A 19480-nucleotide genomic window follows, 5' to 3' on the forward strand; every position below is an offset into this window, starting at 1 on the left:
TCGGGGGGGGGGGAGCGGGGGGTGTGCGGGTGTGGTGGCCGTGCAGCCCGACCCGCGTCAGCGGGTCGCCTTGAAGACGTAGAGAAAGTTTGGACGCATCCCGCTTCGGCGGTACGCCCTGGCTGTCGGTTGAGCGTTCGGCTGGGCTGCTGGCCTGGTGCGATGGCCCACGGGTTGTGGGTCCTGTTCCGGCTGGCGGTGGTGGTTCTACTCGGCTCGGGTGACCTTGGCGTGGTCGGTGAAGACGCGTCTGAACAGGTTGTGACCGGTGCGTCCGGTGTGGCGGAGTGCCCAGTCCTGTGCGGCTTCCTGCTCGGCGTGGGGTCCGGATTCGGCTTCGCAGTTGGCAGCGGTGCAGAACGCCTCGTAGGTGATGCCGCCTTCGGGCGCGTGACGGATGGTGTGAACGACGTGCCGGTATACAGCGCGGGGGCTCACTGATGGCCCTCCGGGTGGCGTCGCATGTAGACGTTACAGTCGCTGACGGTGGTCATGTCACCGACCTCGCGGGCCCGGTCGCGCACGTTGGCCAGCTCCGCGCACCCCGCACAGCCCTCAACGGGTACCGGCTCCAGCTCCAGGCGCAAGGGGAGTTCAACTGGCGGGGTCGAGTACCTGATCGGCTCCGTCACTGCACATCGCCACCTCTCGAACGTCACATGGCCGACCTCTTGACAGGTCGGTGCTCTAGTTCAGTATTCGAGTGGCCGAAGCACTCCCGCTACGGTTCGTAGTGCACTAGTGTGCTTCCACTGACATTACGTCAACTCAACGGAGGGGCACGCCTTATGCCCAGTCCCAAGACGTTCACGAAGATCGCGGATCACTTCCGGGAGCGCATCCTGTCGGGAGAGCTTGAGCCGGGCGCCAAGCTGCCGACGAACCGGGAGATCGCCGGCCAGTGGCAGGCCGCGGCCGCTACGGTCTCCCGAGCCTTGCAGGCTCTCCAGGTGGAGAACTTCATCCGCACCACCCCCAGGGGCACCTACGTCGCCGACGACCCTCGCTGGACGCTGTCGGCCCGGGACCGGCTGACCCGGGTCCAGCGGGTGAAGTCGTTCCTGGCCGAGGGCGAGACGAGCCGGGTGACGGCGGCCGAGCTGATCATCCCGCCGCTGTACGTGGCGGAGATCTTCGACCTGGAGGCCGGGGATCAGGTGGTGCGGCGCGAGTGGCTGGCGGGACGGGGCAAGACCCGGACCGTGTTCGCCGTGACCTGGTACCCGGCCCCGTTCGCCGCCCTCGTGCCGGACCTGCTGAACACCGCCCCGGGCCGCAATCACGGACTGTCCGCCCGGGTGCTGGAAGCCACCGAGCGCACGATCACCCACGCCCGCGACGACATGCACGCCCGCCCCGCCGACGCCCGCGAGGCGAGCGCACTGGGGCTGCCGGTCGGCGCCCCGATCCTGGCCGGCGCCCACCGATGGTCGGACGCGGAAGGGGTCATCGAGTACGGGGAATGGTGTCTGCCGCCCCGGTTCACCATCGGCTACGAGTACGAGCCCTGACCGATCCACACGAAGCGTCCCCGAAAGCCAGCCTGCGGCCTTTCACGTGTCCGCCTCAGTCCGCGTCGCGGCCTTCGAGGCGCACCCGCGCTGCCCACGTTCACCGGTTATCGCGATCTGCTCGGCGTGGTACGGCAACTGTCCTCGCTCGGCGGCTGCGCCCAGCCGATTCGGCTCGAAGGCCACCGCACCGAGATCGACGCCTTCACCGGCGAGATCCTGCGCGAACTGAAGTCCAAGAAACTGCCCGCCGGACATCTCCTGGTCCGATGCGGCAACCGCCGCACCAGCCGCTGCCCCTCCTGCGCCGAGCTCTACCGCCAGGACACCTACCACCTCATCGCCGCCGGCCTGCGCGGCGGCAAGAACATCCCCGACCAGGTCGCCACCCACCCCCGCGTCTTCGCCACCCTCACCGCGCCCTCGTACGGGCCGGTCCACGGGCGACGCGTGGGCGGCTCCGCCCACTGCCGCTGCGGACGCGCCCACACCAAAGGCGACCCGCTCCTCGGCACACCGCTCGACCCCGAGCGGTACGACTACACCGGCGCCGTGCTGTGGAACGCCCACGCCCCTGCCTTGTGGGCGCGCTTCATGCTCCACCTGCGCCGTACCATCGCTGCCGTTGCCGGTGTCCCGCAGCGCCTGCTCTCCAAGGTCGTGCGGGTCTCGTACGCCAAGGTCGCCGAGTACCAGCAGCGCGGGCTGATCCACTTCCACGCCGTGATCCGCCTCGACGGCACCGCAGGCCCCTACACCCCACCACCCGCCTGGGCCACCCCCGAACTGCTCGCCGACGCCATCCGGAGCGCGGCCACCCGCGCCCACATCGACGGGCCCGAGGTCAACGGCCGCGCTCGTTTCTTCGACTTTGGCGAGCAGATCGACACCAGGATCATCCGGTCCACGGCCTTCCAGGGCGGGACCACGATCACCGAGGGCAAGGTCGCTGGATACGTCGCCAAGTACGCCACCAAGGGCACCGAAGGCGCGACCGGCACCCTCGACCATCGGCTGAAGAGGATCACCGATCTCTGGTTTGAGTCCGTGCCCGAGCACGCCGCCCGCATGATCCGCACCGCCTGGGCCCTCGGCGCACGTGACGACCTCAAACACCTGAACCTGCGCAAGTGGGCCCACATGCTCGGCTTCCGCGGCCACTTCTCCACCAAGACCCGCACCTACTCCACCACCCTCGGCGCCCTCCGGGCCGCACGAGCCGCCTGGCACCGCCGCCACACCCCTCCGCCCTCCCCGACCACCCTCGTCCTCGCCCACTGGGCCTACGACGGCACCGGCCTCACCCCCGACCTCGAACGCCTCGCCTCCCTCATCGGCGGCGGCCCGACACGCGAACAGGCGGTGACAGCCGGTGCGTGACGACGAACTCCTCACCGTCCCCGAGGCGATGGCCCGCCTCAAGATCGGCCGCTCCGCCCTCTACGACCTCCTGCGCACCCGCCGCCTGGCCTCCCTGACCATCGGCCGCGCCCGCCGCATCCCCGCCCACGCCCTCGCTGACTACGTCCAGCGCCACCTGGAAGAGACCGCCCGATGACCGCCCCCAAGCGCAAGAAGGCCCGCGCCAACGGCGAAGGCACCATCTACCAGCGCAAGGACGGCCGCTGGGAAGCCGCCGGCTACGTCCTCGCCGCCAACAGCACCAGCAAACGCGTCCGCGTCTACGGCACCACCCGGAAAGAAGCCGCCGACAAACTCACCGAGAAGATCGCCGACAGCAACCGCGGCCTCCCCGTCGCCACCGCCGACAGCACCCTCGGCGACTACCTCACCTACTGGCTGAACGGCGTCGCCGTCCACCGGCTCCGCGAGAACACCCACACCCGCTACGCCACCTGCGTCCGCCTCCACCTCAACCCCGGCCTCGGCACCAAGAAGGTCGCGCGCCTCACCGCCAAGGACGTCCGCACCTTCCTCGACCGGCTCCGCACCACCTGCCAATGCTGCGCCCAGGGACTGGACACCGAACGGGAGAGGTGCTGCGCCATCGGCCAGTGCTGCCAGAAGCAGTTGTCCGCTTTGACCGTGACCTACGTGCACTCGGTGCTCAAGTCGGCGCTGGAACACGCGGTCCGCGAAGACGAGCTGCCCCGCAACGTCGCCCGGAACGTCAAGACCACCGCGCCCCGTCCCCGGCGATTCCGGCCCCTCACCGCAGCGGAGGCCCGCCAGTTCCTCGACGCAGCCCGCACCGATCGGCTCCACGCGCTGTACGAACTCGCGCTACGCACCGGACTCCGCAAGGGCGAACTCCTCGGCCTCCACTGGGAAGACCTCGACCTCACCACCGGAACGGCCAGCATCCGGCGCTCACTCCAGCGCACCCGCACCGGCGGCCTCACCCACCTGCCCACCAAGACCCGTGCCTCCGAACGCCGCATCGCCCTACCGACCGAGTCCGTCCACTCGCTGAAGAGCCACCGGCAACATCAGGAAGTAGAACGCAGGACGGCCGGTGACAGCTGGAAGGACAGCGGGCTCGTCTTCACCACTCCGACCGGCGGACCGATCGACCCAGCCAACATGAGCCGGCGCTTTGGCCGCTTCCTCGACAGCGCCGGGCTCCGGCGCATCCGCTTCCACGACCTCCGCCACTCCACCGCCACCCTGCTACTGGAACAGGGAGTGGACCTCGTCGTCATCAAGGAGCTCCTCGGCCACGCCCACATCGGCGTCACCGCCGGCGTCTATGCCCACGTCCGGCTCCGTCTCCAACGCCAAGCCATCGACACTCTCAACGGCGCACTCAGTGCGGCCAACGACAACCCCGACGACCCACCCGCCATGGCAACGGTCCGCTGACGTTGCCGTCACCGTTGCCGTCAAGAACCCCAGAAGCCCCACCGAACACGCTCGGTGGGGCTTCATCGACGGTATTGGAATCCCAGCTGGCCGAAGCTACCGAGAGTCAAACACCATTCTCGCGAGAACCCACACAGGGCCCTCCAAGGTGAATCCCGTAGAATTCTTGCCTACGCCTTTCGGCTAGGCCACTTACAGATCGTACGGGTAGAGCTGAATTTCGGGAGCCCGGAAGGAAATGAAACCCTCCACAGTAAGCTCCGACCTTCGATTCGGGATTTCAATCAGGAGGATGTCCGACCCTACTCTGATCTCCACGACCGAATCATCGCCATCGTCGAATCTGACGACTTGGCCCGTGATGAGGGTGGCAGACTCCGCCCCGGCCTCCGATAGGGAAGTAGCACCCGAGGGGCCGGCCGTCCAGTCTGCGACGTCTTCCGGGACTTCGATCTCGACATCGAATTCACCTACTTCGGCAGGGTTCGACCCCATCCAGCGGCCAGATGCGATGCCACACTCGCACTTGAAGCGCACGATGCCTTGCGATGGGGCTAGGACTTGCAGAACTTCTACTCTCATCATTTCACCCCCAAGGGAACTCGCTGCATCGTATTGCCGACAGTCCATGTGTTTGTGACGGAGTTCCAATCCCACGTCTCCATATGGAAGTGGAACTTCGTGGGCTTGCTGTTCATCTCGTGATCACCCATCCGGATGCTACGGCGCCCATCGGAAGATACGAGACGGTTGGGATCCACCTGCCCAGTTCGCGGGTGAATATTTGTGTACGGTCCAGGTCCCAAGAAATCACTCCACGCCTGATCGGCCTGAGAAGGCTTAAGGGGCTTGGGGGCTGTGACCTCCGGCAGGTTTTTGACTGTTTCGGCAGGCGGACAGTTTGAATTGTGAACCAGGACCGGCGTTTCGCCCGCCAGCACATAGTACGTGTGCAGGTCGTCGACGGTGAGGTTGTACGTGCGTGCATGCTGGGAGTAGGGGCGGTTGCCGGTCACCTCGACGGCTGCACCCTGGTCGGTGAGCAGGGTCATGCCCTTGGCGAGCTCGCGCGCTTCGACCCACTTGTTCTCGGATGGTGACCAGAAGGGGTGCTCGTGTGTTGCAGTGAGTCTCTGCGTGCCGTCGCTGGTGGCGATCGTCAGCTCGTTGAAGTGCTTATCGTCTTCAGTGACGATCAGGCGGGTTACCTTGCGGTTTCCGGTCTTGCCCGTTTCGGGGTCTGTAGCGAGCACCTCGTCGCCAAGTCGAACATCCTCGATGTTTTTCCGTGTGCCGTCGCCCATGAGGACGGGGGTTCCGGCTAGGAAGCACTTGTTGCAGAGCGAGGTGAACTTCTTCCGAAGTCCCGGACCTGAGGTCCCACCGGCCTTGCCGTGAGCCCACACCTCTGCAAGGAATCCCGGCACGGTATACCAGTCCGACGAGGTGTCGATGCCCTGCTCTCGCATCCACTGGTCGTAGGAGCCACCGTAGTCGCAGCCAGGAAGGCCGGGGCCGCCTGACCCCCAGCAGTCGCCGTCGCCGAGCCAGCCAAAGAGGGAGGAAGTGTGCGCCGCACTGCTGAAGAGCCCGTAGAACACTTCTTGCACTGGGGTGGAGTACGTGAAGTCGTAGGACTCGCCGCTCCCCTCATCTTCGTCATTCGTGCCCTTATTTTCCTTCTTCTTCTTTGTGCCCGGGTTGGTTACGCAGTTACCGTCATTGGCTACTCCGGTGCAGTCATTGATGGTGCCGCCGTTTGCCGTGCAGTTCTGGTAATGAGCGCAGTGGTCGGCCTTGAGTCCCGTGGGGTCCGAAAGGGTGACCGGGTTGTTGTTGGCGTAGTTGTATCCGTTTAGGGACTGCGGCTGGTCTAGCGACAGGATTGGGTCGACGCTGATGAATTGACCGAGGTTGGGGTCGTATTCGCGGGCGCCGATGTGGGTGAGGTCGGTGGTGGGATCGATGTCGCCGCCGACGAAGCCCTTTTGGCCGGGCCAGAAGGCCGGTGCTGCGCCGCGCTGGCCGCCGTAGGGGAGGGTTTTGCGGCGGTTGAAGGTGAGGGTGGTGGAGCTGAAGGAGAGGGTGTTGGTGTTGTGGTGGTCGGCGACGAGGAGGCGGACCTTGCCGTCGCTGCTGGTGCGGATCGCCGAGCCGCCCGGCACCGTGTAGTAGCGGGTGCCGGTGACGGTGCTGGTCGCCTTGGTGAGGACGAGTTCCTGGCCGCCGGGGAGGTACACGGTGGTGGCGGTCGGTTCCCGCTTGACGATGCGAGTGTTCCCGGCGTCGTAGAGGAACGAGGTCGTGGCGCCTGCTGTGGTGGAGGTCTTGAGCTTGCCCTCTTCGTTCCACGTGAGGTCCTGGACGGGTCCCGCGTTGGCAGGGGTCTTGTTGGTGAGGTTGCCGGTGGCGTCGTAGGCGTAGGCGTCGGTGCCGGTGGCTCCGCCGGTGGCGGTGACCGAGCGGACTGCGTGGGCCTGGGGTGCGCCGGTGGTGGTCGGGTAGGTGTAGGTGCGGGTGGTGTCCGCGGTGATGGGGCCGGCCTTGTGGAGGGTTTCCGTGGCGCGCTGGCCGGTGTCGGTGAAGGTCCAGCTGGTCCAGTACGGGTCTACGGTACCGAGGTTCGGGTTGCCAGCTCCGTTGGCGGGCTTGGTGGCGCAGGCGTCGCCCGAGGTCCATGCCTCGGCGAGGCGGCGGGCCCAGTCGTAGCTGAAGCACTGCTCATCGACAACGGTGCCGTCGTTCTGGGCATCACGGATGCCCGTGATGTTGCCGGCCGGGTCGTAGCTGTAGGTGATGTTGGACGGAGTCGCGGGGCCGGCCAGTTCACGGTCGGCCTTGGACTTGACCAGTCGCCGCGTGGACGTCTCGTAGGTCAGGGTCTGGGTGACGATCTTGCCGAGGTTCCCCAGCTGGGCCTGGGCGAGTTCCCCGAACGGGGTGTAGCTGGCGCCGCGGAGGTAGGCGTGGTTGAGGGTGCCGTCGACGATGCCGAGCATGTCCTGCGCGCCGTAGTGGGAGGTGACGGTCTCGGCAGGGAGCGCGGTGGTGGCGTTGGTGTTGGTGGTGCTGTAGGCCGCGGTCTTCGGCAGGCCGCTTACCGGCGTTGCGGTGGTGGTGACGGTGTAGGTGCCGGCGAGCTTCTCTTCACCGGTGACCGAGGGAACAGTCACCTTCGTGCCGGTGGGGCGGCCGGTGGTGTCGTATCCCGTGACTGCCGTGGTGTACGCGGCGTTGGCGGTGATGGAGGAGTCGTAGCGCGTGGAGGTGGCGGGAAGTCCCAGGCCACCGGTCGCGGTGTCGTAGGTCCACTCGGCGAGCTTGGGCCCGGTCACCGACCCGGTACGCAGGCTCGTCTTGCGGCCCAGCTCGTCGTAAGTGGTCGCCAGTGTGGTGCCGCGGGCGTCGGTGACCGTCTCTACGCGCCCGTCGGCACCGTAGCGGGTCGTGCTCGGGCCCTTGTCAGGATCCGTCGTGGCCGTCTGACGGCCACGCAGGTCGTAGATGTAGGTCCATGAGTTGCGGCCTGAGGCATCGGTGAGCTTGGCGAGGCGGCCTGCCTCGTCGTAGCTACGGGCGATCGTCTCGTACTGGGTGTCTGCGGCGCCGATGAGGGGGTTGCGGTCCTTGTACTGGCGCTGCTCGATAGTCCTGCCGCGAACGTCCGTCAGCGTGAGGGTGGCGGTGCCGCCCGTGGGCGGGACGCTTGCGCTCCAGTAGTCACCGTAGGTGTTGGTGGTGCGCCATTTCTCGACGTTGAGCGAGAGCTGGATGCTCGCGGTGACGCGTCCCCGGCCGTCGTACTCGTTCTGGATGGCCTGGGGGATTTGGTTGGGGGTGACGCTCAGCATCGTGGTCGAGACCGCGCTGCTGTTGTAGAAGGGCGCGTTGGTGAGGTATGCGCGGCCGTGGTTGTCGTAGAAGGTGTCGGTGATGACGCGGCCGGTGGTGCCGATGGCGTCGGTCTGGGTCTGACGGGCGCGCAGGAGGGAGTCGTAGATGGTGACGCTGGTGCCCCAGGTGCCGTTCTCGTAGAGCTTCTTGCTCGTGACGGTGGAGGGCAGGGTTTTGGAGAGGTTGTAGGTGAAGGTGGCGTTGGGCTGCTGCGTGGTGGTGCGGCCCGTGCTCCAGCCCTTGGTGAGGCGGCCGAGTGCGTCGTACTCGCTGGTGGTGGTGCGGTTGTTGGCGTCGGTGGCGGTCAGGGTGAGGCCGCGGATGCCGTCGAGTGTCGCTTTGGTGGTGTGGTTTTTGGCGTTCTTGGTCGTGATGGCGGTCGGCTGCGCACCGGCGGCCGGCTCGTAGGTGGTGGTGACGGTCTGCTGGTCCTGACCCTTGACGGTGAGGACGCGGCCGTACTGGTCGTACGTGGACTGGGAGACGGTGTCCCAAACAGGCGTGAGTTCCGGGGTGTAGCTGGAGAGCTGCTCCGTCTTCGTTGCCGTTACCTTGCCGGCGGCGGGTGCGGCGCCGAAGGCCTTGCCGTCGTAGTAGGTGCGCGCCCAGCCGGTTACCTCGTCCGGCCTGGTGTCGCAGATGCCGCTCGCGCTGGTGATGACTTCGCTGGGGTAGGCGATCAGCCAGTTCGTGGTGTCAGGGGTGACGTAGTTGGTGACCGTGCAGCGGGCTTCGACGCTGCCGGCAGCGCCGTCGTCCTTCTCGCTGGTGAGTAGGCCGTAGGTGGAGTCGTAGGTGCGGGTCGTCTTCAGCAGCGTCCAGGTGACGCCGTCGTCGAGGAGGGTGCGCTGATACTCGCCGACCGTGCCGGACAGATGCGCGGTCTTCGCGGGGAGCGTGGGACCGGGGGTGCCGGGCTTGTCCGGGTCGGTGATGCCGGTGACGGGCTGGGTGGCGGTGACTCCGGATGCCCACGGGATGTAGTGGGTCTTGGCGGTGGTCTTGCCGCCGCTGCCGTCCTCGTCGTAGGCGAAGCTGGCGGCGGTACGGCCGGAGAAGTCCTCGCGGTCGGTGATGCCGTTGATGGTGGCGACCGGGCGGGCGCTGCCGTCGGCGAGGGTGTCGCCGGCCATGCCGAGGAAGTAGGTCTTGACGTTCTTCACGCGGTTGACGGCGCCGGTGTAGGTGCGGACGGTGCCGTAGCCGCGGTAGACGTTCCACGAGCGGTGCTTGTCGAGGGTGAACTCGCTCGTGTCACGGCGCCAGTGCGGGCCGTCCGAGTAGGTGTAGCTGGTGGTCTTCGACTCGGATCCGCTGCCGGCGGTGGTGTCGTCCTCGGTGATCGTGGAGATCAGGTACTTGTGGAACCAGTCCTTGACCGGGTCGGCGAAGCCCTCGGGGGTCCACCAGGACGGGTAGCACCGCTTGGACGTGGTCGCGTCCGGGGCGGGCAGGGTCGTCGGGGTGCAGTTGGTGGGGTGGTAGGTGACCAGCGTCTGGCCGCCGGTCTCGTTGGTGACCTTGGTGATCCGCTTCCTGTTGAGAGGCGGACGGCCTTCTGCGGCGTCGACCCGGTTGGCCATCAGCGTGCCCTCGAACGTGGTCGCCGGCATGGCGATGTCCGCCAGCGCCCCGGCCTTGGCGGTGCGCTGCACGGAGTCGAGGAACAGTGTCGGGGTCGAGGTGTCGCCTGTCGCCGGGAATGACTGGTTCAGCGTCCAGGTGTCGGCGGGCTGCAGGGTGCTGCCGACCAGGGAAAAGGTGTTGATGGTCCGCAGCCGCTGCTTCGACCAGAACGACGGCGACGCCTGAAGGCATTCGGTGCCCGAGGTGCAGTTCAGGTCGACGGGGACGTCGGGCCAGCTGGTGGCGTGCGCCTCGTCGAAGGTGCAGTTCGACAGGCAACGGTCCCCGGTGGTGAAGGTGACCCGCCCGGCCGGGTTCGCCGGGTAGGCGGCACCGGCGCGCAGACCGTAGTCGATCCGGTTCAGGTAGCCGCCACGCGTGTAGGGCTTGGGGTCGTCGGTCTTGCCGTTCTGCGCGTAGTAGCCCTGTTCCTTGGTGTAGTGAAAGGCCATGGCGTTGCCGTGGGGGTCGACGACGTAGTCGAGGTTCCAGCGCCAGCCCTGCTGCTCGGCGGAGGAGGCGTAGTCGGTGCCGTGGCCCTGCTCGCCGCTGTGGTTGCCGTAGACGGGGACGGTGAAGACGGAGTTGGTCTCGGTGTCCCAGCCGGGCAGGCGGTTCTTGCCGAACCAGTACTGGGTGCCGTCGAGTGTGGTCACCTTCCAGTACTCGGAGTCCGCATCACCCGAGTTGTTGGCGGTGGTGTCGTAGATACGCTCGATACGGGAGCCGTCGTCGCTCTGGAGCTTCCAGGTGCTCTTGGCGGAGTCCCAGACGAGCTCGTTGGAGGAGCCGTTGAGTGAGAGGGTGGCGTTCTCCGACTTCCAGCACAGGTCGCCGGTCTTGGTGGTGTTGTTGCCGCCCTGCTTGTCGTTCTCACACGAGGCGTAGCGGCGCTCGACAAAGCCGGGCGAGTACTCCCAGCCCTCACCGATCCACGACGCCTGGTTGTTCGTCGACGCGGTACGGCCGTCGATCGCGGACGAGTTGTAGGAGAGGGCGACCTTCGGAGCCAGACCGCCCGGGGCAGCCGGGACATCGATGGGTACGCTCCAGCCGAAGCCGCCCGAGTTGCCGCCCGCGTTCCACGAGCCGGACGCGGCGAGCGAGGTCGCCTTGAACGAGCCCTCACTGCCACTGGCGCTGGCTGTCGCGGCCAGCACCGTGGCACCCGCCGTACCCATCGCAAGGGTGGACAACGGTGAAGCCGTCCTGGCCGATTCGGTGGCGGTCGGGGCGGTGAGGGGGGATGGGGTACCGGCCGTCGTGAGGGTGGCGGTGAGGGTGTGGTTCTTGGCGTCGTTCTCGGTCGCCAGTGGCGTCTGCTTACGGCATTCCGGCTTCTCCGGGGTCGTCAGCGCGCACGTCGGCAGCGTCACCAGTCGCAGACGCGAGGACCAGCCGGCGCCGTAGGCACCGCGGATGGTCGTGTAGTCGACCTCGACACCGACCTGGCCGGACGGCGAGGCCGCCGTGTCAGTGGGGCGCAGCGTCATCAGCAGTCCGTCAACCCCCGCCTTCCGGGCAGCAGCACGGTCCTTGACGGCGAACTCCACACGGCCGGGACCAGTCGCGGCCTTCCTCGCCTGCGAGGTGCCAGCGGTGAGGCGGACGGGAACTCCGCCGACCGTCGCGCTGTCACTGGCCCCGGCACCGGACTGCAGGCTGAGTTCCCGCGAGGCGGGGCCCGGCCAGGTGACCGGTGGGGGCGTCCATGACCTGGGCGGTTTGGGTCTCTTCCTCAGGCCGGTGGGGAAGTAGTCGGTTCCCTCGACGGACTTGGCCTTCGGGACAGGAGTGGGGCCCGGCTTCTCAACGGGGTCGGCCCATGCGGGGGCAGTAAGCAGAGAAATACTGAGGGCCGCAGAAAGAATGCCGACGATTCCGGTGCGTGACAGCTTTGCCGCGCCCGCGTCCGAGTTTCTGTAGAAGGGCATGGCAAAGCCGTCACGGAAAAGCATCGAATTCCCCACCCGATAAACGCACGAAAGTCAGTTGATCACTGGCATCCAACACTGCCGCTTGTACTTCTGGCAACCACAATTGTGAAGATGCGTTCCGGTTCCTGCATGACCCATCGCCCCAATCCCTGACGGGTTCCCTGCAAGCGTGATCATCTTCCTGAACAGGCATTTTGGGATCCTTAAATGGGTAAATGCCGCATCTGGCCCACCCTTGGGCGACCGGGCGACACGTCGTTGTGATGGTCATGTGAGGACTGGATTACCTGGCAGGTAATGAAAGGATGCCTGCTTCGCAGGGGATCCTGCGGGGCGGTATAGAGTCCCGCACCAGGGCTGATATCGCTTTCTCGCGGAAGAGAGAGCCGCGTCCTCCGGAAAGGCATTCAAGAACATGAGCACCACCAGATCCAGACGCGGCCGCAGAGCGATAGCTCTCGCGATAGCCGCCTCGATGGCACTCCCTTTCTCAGCGGCCGTGGCCACGCCCAAGACAGCCACAACGACCAGCGCCGGCAGCGAGACCGCGGAGCCGGAGGCCCGCTTCGAGGAGGCGGCCTTCAAGGAGGCCGCCCGCACCGGCAAGCGCGTGGAGATCATCGAGCGCCGCGAGGAGAAGGCCGAGTTCTTCGCCAATCCCGACGGCACCACCACTCGCCGGTCCTACGGCACCGCGAAGTGGACCCGATGGCAGGGCATGTGGGCCAAGACCGACCCCACGCTCGTCACGAACACCGACGGCACGATCACGCCGGCAGGCGCGGCGTTCTCCATCACCTTCTCCGGCGGCGGCACACAGCCGATGGCCACCATGGTCAAGAAGGGCAAGAAGCTCGCCCTGACCTGGCCCGCCGCCCTGCCCGAGCCGGTCATCGAAGGAGACACAGCGGTCTACCGCTCAGTCCTCCCCGACGTGGACCTGAAGCTCACCGCCGAGGTCGACGGCTTCGCCCAGCACCTCATCGTCAAGAACGCCCAGGCGGCCGCCAACCCTGCCCTGCGCAGCATCAAGCTCGGCATCCAGACCGACGGCGTCACCCTGACCGAGACCGCCGACAACAAGCTCCTGGCCAAGGACGCCACTGGCGAGACCGTCTTCAGCGCCCCCGGGCCCAAGATGTGGGAACACCCCCCGGTCGCGCCCGAGGGACAGGAGAGCACCGCAGGCAAGACGGCCGCCAGGACAGCAGCCGCCACAGAGGGCGAGCAGCCCGACAGCGCCCCAGTCGTCGCGGACGTCACCGGCACGACCCTGACCCTCACCCCCGACGCGGACCTCCTCACCTCCGCTGACCAGTTCCCGCTGGTCATCGACCCCGTCTTCGGCGATGGCGACCGCGAGAAGTGGGCGGTGGTCTACTCGGCCACGCCCAGTGCCTCCTACCCCAACGGATCCGGGTGGAACTCCTCCAACCCCGCCGACGAGCCCCGGGTCGGCTACAACGGCACCGGCGCCACACGCTCGTTCTTCGCGATGAACACCAACGGCCTCGAAGGCGCGGACATCCTCGACGCCACCTTCGCCGTGAACACGACCCACACCTGGGGCTGTAGCGCCGCTGCCGCCGGACCCACCGAACTGTGGTCCACCGGCTCCATCACAGACAACATCACCTGGAACAACAACGGCTCCCTGTGGGCGGCCAAACTCGACTCCGACTCCTACGCAGGCAACAACGCCACCTACTGCCCCGGAGTTGACCCCACCAACGACTACAAGTCCACCGCGCTGACCAACTACGTCCGCCAGGCCGCCCAGAACCACTGGGGAACCCTGGCATTCGGCCTGCGAGCCGCCAGCACCTACGAGTACAAGCCCGACAGCTACAAGCGCTTCCGCAACAACCCGGTCCTCGAGGTCGAGTACAACTACAAGCCCACCGTCGAGGCCCACGCAGCCTACGAGGGCACCTGGGTGCCGTCCGGTGACGGCAACAAGCCGGTCCCGTGCGCTTCGGCCATCGGCAACAGCGGCATCGTTCTGACGGCGAAGGTCAAAGACCGTGATGGCGGAACCATTGATGCGAACTTCTCGGTCAAGAACTCCAGTGGTGCACCGGTATCGTTCGCACCGAACCTGAACTGGCAGAGGGTCTCAAGCAACCAGTGGGCATCGGTCACCATGCCTGCCAAGAACCTCGCCAACGGCACCTACACGTGGACCGTCTACGCAGCCGACCACGAAGGGCCCAATAGCGCCACCACCGCCGCCTGCTCCTTCACAGTCGACAGCATCGAACCGGACACGCCGGTGACCGTTCTTCATGCCGATAACACCCCCTTGAACGAGGAGACCGACAAGTACCAGGCCCGCAAGAGTGTCCAGCTCCGGCTCACCACCACTGTTTCGGATGTGGTCGGCTACTGCTGGGCCATGGACCACCGCGTGTCCATCTCCAGCACCCGCTGCGCCAACGGCACCTGGGTAGACGCCGGTAGCGACGCCGCCAACACCGCCACCATCACGGTCATCCCTTCGGGACGCCCCTCGAGCATGCTCTACGTGGTCGCCTACGACGCCGCCGGGAACCACTCACCTGTCGACGGCACCCGGGAGACGGTGACGCTTTCCACCACGCCGTCCGAGTTCGTCTACGAGCCCGGCGTCACCCCGCTTGAGACGGGTGTGGACCGTCGGGGGGACCTGACCGGAGACGGCTACGCCGACTTCGTCGCCACCGATACCGACGGCAAGCTGCGCTTGTACAAGGGCAACGGCACCACCAACTCGCCCGCAGCCAGTGTCACCGTCGGCACCGGCGGATGGGGCGGTGCGCTGATCGCCCACCGCGGCGACCTGCAGGGCTTCGCCAGCCCCACAGCGATGCCGGACGGCTACGAGGACTTCCTCGTCCGGCTCTCCAACAACAGGCTCTACCTCTACCCCGGCAACGGCCTCGGCTCCCCCTGGGTCTACTCCCGCCAGGAGCTCACCCACCCCTCTGAGGACGACTGGAGCGGCCTGCGCCAGATCGTGATGCCCGGCAACATCGACGGCAAGCCCGGCAACGACCTCATCACTGTCGAATGCGTCTATGACAGCTCGACACCCCGAAACTGCGTCAACGGCAAACTGCTGCTGTACAGCGGCAACGTCGTCGCAGGTGGTGGCCAGGACCACACCGGCCCGTTCAGTACCGAACCAGACACGATCGGTACGGCAGGTTGGCGGGACTTCACCAACCTCGCCGTGGACGACCTCAACGGCGATGGCGTCGGCGACCTCATCGGCCGCAACCCCGCCGACGGAAAGCTGTACCTCTATCCCGGCCGGCTCACCGGGACCTGCCCCGACGCCTGCACCTTCTCCCTCGGAACACGCTCCGAATACGGTAGCGCCGGCTGGACCTACCGGCCGTACCTCACCTCACCGGGCAACATCCAGGGGACGGTCACGGATGCCGAGATCACAGACGAAGGCCAGGTGACGGCATTCAAGCAGTTCCAGCCCACACCTGGTGAAGCGTACGGCGACTTCTGGGCCACCACGCCCGCCGACGCCAACCTCACGGTCGGGTACGTCGACAGCACGGGAACATCCCGCACGACCACCTGCCCCACAGGCTGCCTCCTGACCTACCCCGGAGGCCCCACCTGGCACCGCCAGCCGTCCCTCGCTGGTACTGCCGGATGGGCAACTACGATCACTGGAATCTTCTGACAGCGCGGTCCTGATCAACCAGCACGGCAGACGGGCGGGCTACACCTCTCTGAGGAGCAGCCCGCCCCTCGCCACCTGGTGGCCGACTCTCCCGCCCCTGGACATCCGCCGTTTCATTCAAATACGCCCCGGAACGGCTGGCCCCGCAAACACACCTCACATCGTGAAGGACCTCATGAGACGAGCAGCACGCCACATAGCCGCACTCAGCGCCGCAACTGGTCTGCTGACCGTGGCAACACTCGCGAACTCGGGCCCGGCCGCAGCCGAGGACAACGTGGTTCGCCTCTCCGCGCACGACCAGAGCGCCGCCCCCGGCACGGCACCCCGCCTGAGCCCGGTCGTGGAGTCGGGCCTGGCCGACGGCAAGACCGTGATTGCCTTCTCCACCAAGCCACTGACCGGTACATCCGGCGACGGCGCCGGCGTACCCAAGGGGTTCACGGCCAGCCCCAGCCACTGCGAGGAGGTCGCGGGCCTCGTCGCTGTCTACGTGTGCGGCCCCTCGGGCCTCCGGCCCGAGGTCCGCGTCCCCAACGACGCAGCGGACATGACCACCGTCTACTGGGGCTTTGCCTACGTCCCCAAGGGCGGCGACCTCGCGGCCGGAATCGAGGCCGCGCGCACCGCCGGAGCGCTCCCGGCCGACGCCACCCACGGCAGCGCCGCTCTCGTCGTCAAGACCGCCACACACGCGGCCCTGAACACGGTGGACTTCGACCTGCCGACGCTCCCCAACGGGGGCACGGTTCGTCAGGAACTCCGCGTCCACGCCAACGATGCCGGAGAGCTACACCTTCGCTTCCAGCCGGCCGAAGGACAGCTCTGGCGTCAGCCCGAGGCCATCCGCCTCGGCGGCCTCACCACCGGCCCCGGGGCCTCGTGCTCCTTGACCTCGACCACCCTCTTCTCTCCCCAGTCGAACATCGCCTGCCGTCTTCAGCCCGGGGATCACACCATCGGGTACGAGCTGACTGCCCCTCAGGACCAGTACGCCGTCCGCCTCCAGGCCGTCACGCGCTACGACATCTACGACTTCGGCACCCAGTACACCGACGTCACCCAGACAAGCGACCCGTTCGCCACCCTCGGCAGGTCCGTACCGCCCCGACACACCCTGCTGGCCCGCGACGGGTCCGGCGCCATGTGGTTGTACGCCAGCACCGGCCAGGCCGCCGCTCCGTTCTACACCCGGAATCAGGTCGGCGCCGGATGGCAGATCTACAACACGATCACCTCCCTGTCACCACACAAGCAGGGCCCGTACTACCGCGGCGACGTGAAGCCGTCGGCTGTCACTCGCGGACTAGGTGATCTCGTCGCCCGGGACGCGTCCGGCACCCTCTGGTACTACGACCGCCAGTTCGTCAGCGGCAGGCCCCACGCGCCCCGCGTCAAGGTCGGCGGCGGGTGGAACATCTACAGCCAGATCACCGGCGCCGGCGACCTCGACCGTGACGGGCTCATGGACCTCGTCGCCCGCGACAAGGCCGGCGTGCTGTGGCTGTACCAGGGCACCGGCAGCCTCACCAGCGGCGCCCGGTTCAAGACCCGCGTGAAGATCGGCGGCGGCTGGAGCATCTACAACCAGCTCGCAGCCGGCGACGATCTCAACGGCGACGGCAGGGCCGACCTGCTGGCCCGCGACGCCTCCGGCATGCTCTGGCTCTACAAGGGCACCGGGAAGGCCACCGCCCCGTACGCAGCGCGCACCAAGGTCGGCGGTGGCTGGAACATCTACAACCAGCTCGTCGTCACCGGGGACCTCACCGACGACGGCAAGGCCGACGCCGTCGCCCGCGACAAGGTCGGCTATCTGTGGCTGTACAAGGGCACCGGCAGCGCGGCAGCTCCGTTCACCACCCGCACCAGGATCGGTGGCGGCTGGAACACGTACAACCAGCTTTTCTGAGACTCGTCGTCCACCCCGGGATGCCGGCCCGTCCCGGGGTGTTCGTCGCGTGTGAGGTGCGCAGCCGCGTCCCTGGGGCGCCTGGCCGGCGAGTACGGGGCCTTCCGGCGGCCATGGACGGCGGCGGCACCGCCGTGATCGCGCATGGGTCCGCCAGGCCGTGGTCGGCCTCGCCCGGCCGCCCGGCACGTTGTTCCGCCTGCTCATGTCGCGTCGTGCATCCTCCGGTCGCCGCGCGATCCGTACAAAAGCCCCGTCAACGGCCACCGACTGGCCGGTTCTTAAGGACCGGTGGACGGTCGTTCATTGCCTCTCGTGGGCCGTGACGGGAAGGCTCGGGTCCGGTACATGGCGTGACACACGAGGAGAGGCGATATCACCGTGACGAGGTCCGGGCAGGAGTATCTGGAGGCGCTGCGCGACGGGCGCGAGGTCTGGCTCGACGGGGAGCGGGTCAAGGACGTCACCGCGCACCCCGCCTTCCGGGCCACCGCGGCCTCCTTCGCCGGGCTCTTCGACCTCGCCGACGACTCACCGCACACCGAGATCCTGGTCTCCGGCGGCGTGCATCGGGCCTACGCCGTCCCCCGGTCGTACGAGGATCTCGTCGCGCGGCGTCGGGCGTACAAGGTGTGGGCCGAGGCGAGTTACGGGTTCCTGGGGCGTACGCCCGACTACATGGCCTCCGGCGCCGCCGGGTTCGCCGCCGCGCCCGAGGTGTTCACCACCGAGCGGTTCGACGGCGCGGAGAACGCACTCGCCTTCCACCGACGGCTCGCCGAAGGCGGGCTCCACTGCGCCTTCACCATCACCGAACCCGCCTGCGAGGGTGTCCGGGTCGTCGAGGAGCGCGACGGCGGGATCGTCGTGCGCGGGGCCAAGACCATCGGCACCGGGGCCGTCTTCGCCGACGAGATCCTCGTGGGGACGATCGAACCGCTCCCGGACGGGGACGTCGACCGGGCCGTCTCCTTCGCCGTACGGGTCGACACCCCCGGTCTCAAGCTCCTCTCGCGGACCTCGTACGAAGGCAACGCCCGGTCCGTCTTCGACCAGCCCCTCTCCTCCCGTTACGACGAGAACGACGCACTGCTGGTGTGCGACGACGTCTTCGTCCCGTGGGAGCGCGTGCTGACCTACCGGAACGTCGCCGCGACCGCCGCCATGTGGTGGGAGACCCCGGCGTACGTGAACTTCGTGCACCAGTCCGCCACCCGTTTCTGGACCAAGCTGGAGTTCCTCACCGGGCTCGCCATCCTGCTCGCCCGCTCCAACGGCACGGACAAGATCCCCCAGGTCACCCAGGCCGTCGGCCGGCTCCTCGGGATGGTCGCCCAGGCCAAGGCGTTCGTCCTCGGCGCCGAGGCGTCCCACGAGCCCGTCGACGGCGGGCGGGGTGGCGTACGGCCCGGGCAGGAGATCTCCTTCGCGCAGCGCATCATGGCCGGCGAGCTGTACCCGCGTGCCGTGGCGGACATCAAGCTGCTCGCCGGTGGAGCGATCATCCAGACCCCGGCCAGTGGGAGAGATCTGCTCCACCCCGAACTCGGCGACCTGGTGCGGCAGTACGTCCGTACGCCCGGCGACCCGGCCGAGGGCCGGCTCAAGCTCCTCAAGCTGGCCTGGGACGCCCTCGGTTCGGAGTTCGCCGGCCGGCACGAGCAGTACGAGCGCTTCTATCAGGGCGCCCCGCACGTCTACCTCACCATGCAGACCTGGGCAGGAGCCGCGGACGCCTGCGAGAGCCTCGCGCGGACCTGCCTGGACGGCTACGACCTGGGCACGACGAAGTGATGCGGCCTGACCTCGATTCCGGGTGGGGTCGGTGCGGGAGCGTGGCCCTCGGTCCGGCCTGGGGCGGGGACCTCGATCCCGGTTGGGGGCGGTGCCGGAACCTCGCCCCCGGCCCGGCCCGGCGCCGCGCCGCTGATCCCGGTTGGGGTCTGTGCGGGAACGTGGCCCTCGGCCCGGCCCGGGCCGGGGACCTCGCCCTCCGTCGGAGGCGGTGCCCGGTCGCCGTCCCGCAGCTGTCCTTCGCCCGGCCCGGCGCCGCGCCGCGCGCGGTGCGACCGGCCGGCCGGGGGCCGGGGCCGAG

10 protein-coding genes are annotated in these 19480 nt (G+C 67.6%); 7 read left to right on the plus strand and 3 right to left on the minus strand.

What is annotated here, in order from left to right:
* Positions 1-207 precede the first annotated feature (207 nt).
* Together ACFUJR_RS24730 and ACFUJR_RS24735 are read right to left on the minus strand one after the other, a co-directional pair.
* The gene (locus ACFUJR_RS24730) at positions 208-438 is read right to left on the minus strand and encodes a hypothetical protein (protein WP_367551519.1); all 231 of its coding nucleotides are present in this window, start codon (positions 436-438) and stop codon (positions 208-210) included.
* A complete protein-coding gene (locus ACFUJR_RS24735) occupies positions 435-632 on the minus strand; it encodes a hypothetical protein (protein WP_383167041.1) in 198 nt (65 codons plus the stop codon). Before ACFUJR_RS24735 ends, ACFUJR_RS24730 begins: the two co-directional genes overlap by 4 nt.
* A 156-nt stretch (positions 633-788) precedes the next feature.
* Here ACFUJR_RS24735 and ACFUJR_RS24740 point away from each other — a divergent pair, with 156 nt between their 5' ends.
* From ACFUJR_RS24740 to ACFUJR_RS24755, 4 genes are all read left to right on the plus strand, one after another.
* The gene (locus ACFUJR_RS24740) at positions 789-1511 is read left to right on the plus strand and encodes a GntR family transcriptional regulator (protein WP_383167045.1); all 723 of its coding nucleotides are present in this window, start codon (positions 789-791) and stop codon (positions 1509-1511) included.
* A gap of 117 nt (positions 1512-1628) precedes the next feature.
* Positions 1629-2891, plus strand: coding sequence for a replication initiator (locus tag ACFUJR_RS24745; RefSeq protein WP_383167070.1), 1263 nt, complete (start codon positions 1629-1631; stop codon positions 2889-2891).
* Complete coding sequence (locus ACFUJR_RS24750; RefSeq protein ID WP_329558116.1) at positions 2884-3069, plus strand: helix-turn-helix domain-containing protein; 186 nt, start codon at positions 2884-2886, stop codon at positions 3067-3069. Before ACFUJR_RS24745 ends, ACFUJR_RS24750 begins: the two co-directional genes overlap by 8 nt.
* Positions 3066-4334, plus strand: coding sequence for a tyrosine-type recombinase/integrase (locus ACFUJR_RS24755; RefSeq protein ID WP_383167049.1), 1269 nt, complete (start codon positions 3066-3068; stop codon positions 4332-4334). Before ACFUJR_RS24750 ends, ACFUJR_RS24755 begins: the two co-directional genes overlap by 4 nt.
* 581 nt (positions 4335-4915) lie before the next feature.
* Here ACFUJR_RS24755 and ACFUJR_RS24760 read toward each other — a convergent pair.
* Positions 4916-11347, minus strand: a complete 6432-nt coding sequence (locus ACFUJR_RS24760; protein ID WP_383167052.1) for a polymorphic toxin-type HINT domain-containing protein — start codon at positions 11345-11347, stop codon at positions 4916-4918.
* A 943-nt stretch (positions 11348-12290) separates the two neighbouring features.
* Between ACFUJR_RS24760 and ACFUJR_RS24765 the strand changes: the two genes are divergently transcribed.
* From ACFUJR_RS24765 to ACFUJR_RS24775, 3 genes are all read left to right on the plus strand, one after another.
* On the plus strand, positions 12291-15473 hold the full coding sequence (locus ACFUJR_RS24765) for a hypothetical protein (protein WP_383167055.1): 3183 nt from the start codon (positions 12291-12293) through the stop codon (positions 15471-15473).
* A gap of 175 nt (positions 15474-15648) precedes the next feature.
* Positions 15649-17385: an FG-GAP repeat domain-containing protein gene (locus ACFUJR_RS24770; protein ID WP_383167058.1), complete on the plus strand. Its 1737-nt coding sequence runs from the start codon at positions 15649-15651 to the stop codon at positions 17383-17385.
* A gap of 381 nt (positions 17386-17766) precedes the next feature.
* Complete coding sequence (locus ACFUJR_RS24775) at positions 17767-19179, plus strand: 4-hydroxyphenylacetate 3-hydroxylase family protein (protein WP_383167061.1); 1413 nt, start codon at positions 17767-17769, stop codon at positions 19177-19179.
* Positions 19180-19480 lie beyond the last annotated feature (301 nt).

Origin of the sequence: Streptomyces sp. NPDC057271, from assembly GCF_042668715.1 — a bacterium.
Classification (GTDB): Bacteria; Actinomycetota; Actinomycetes; order Streptomycetales; family Streptomycetaceae; genus Streptomyces.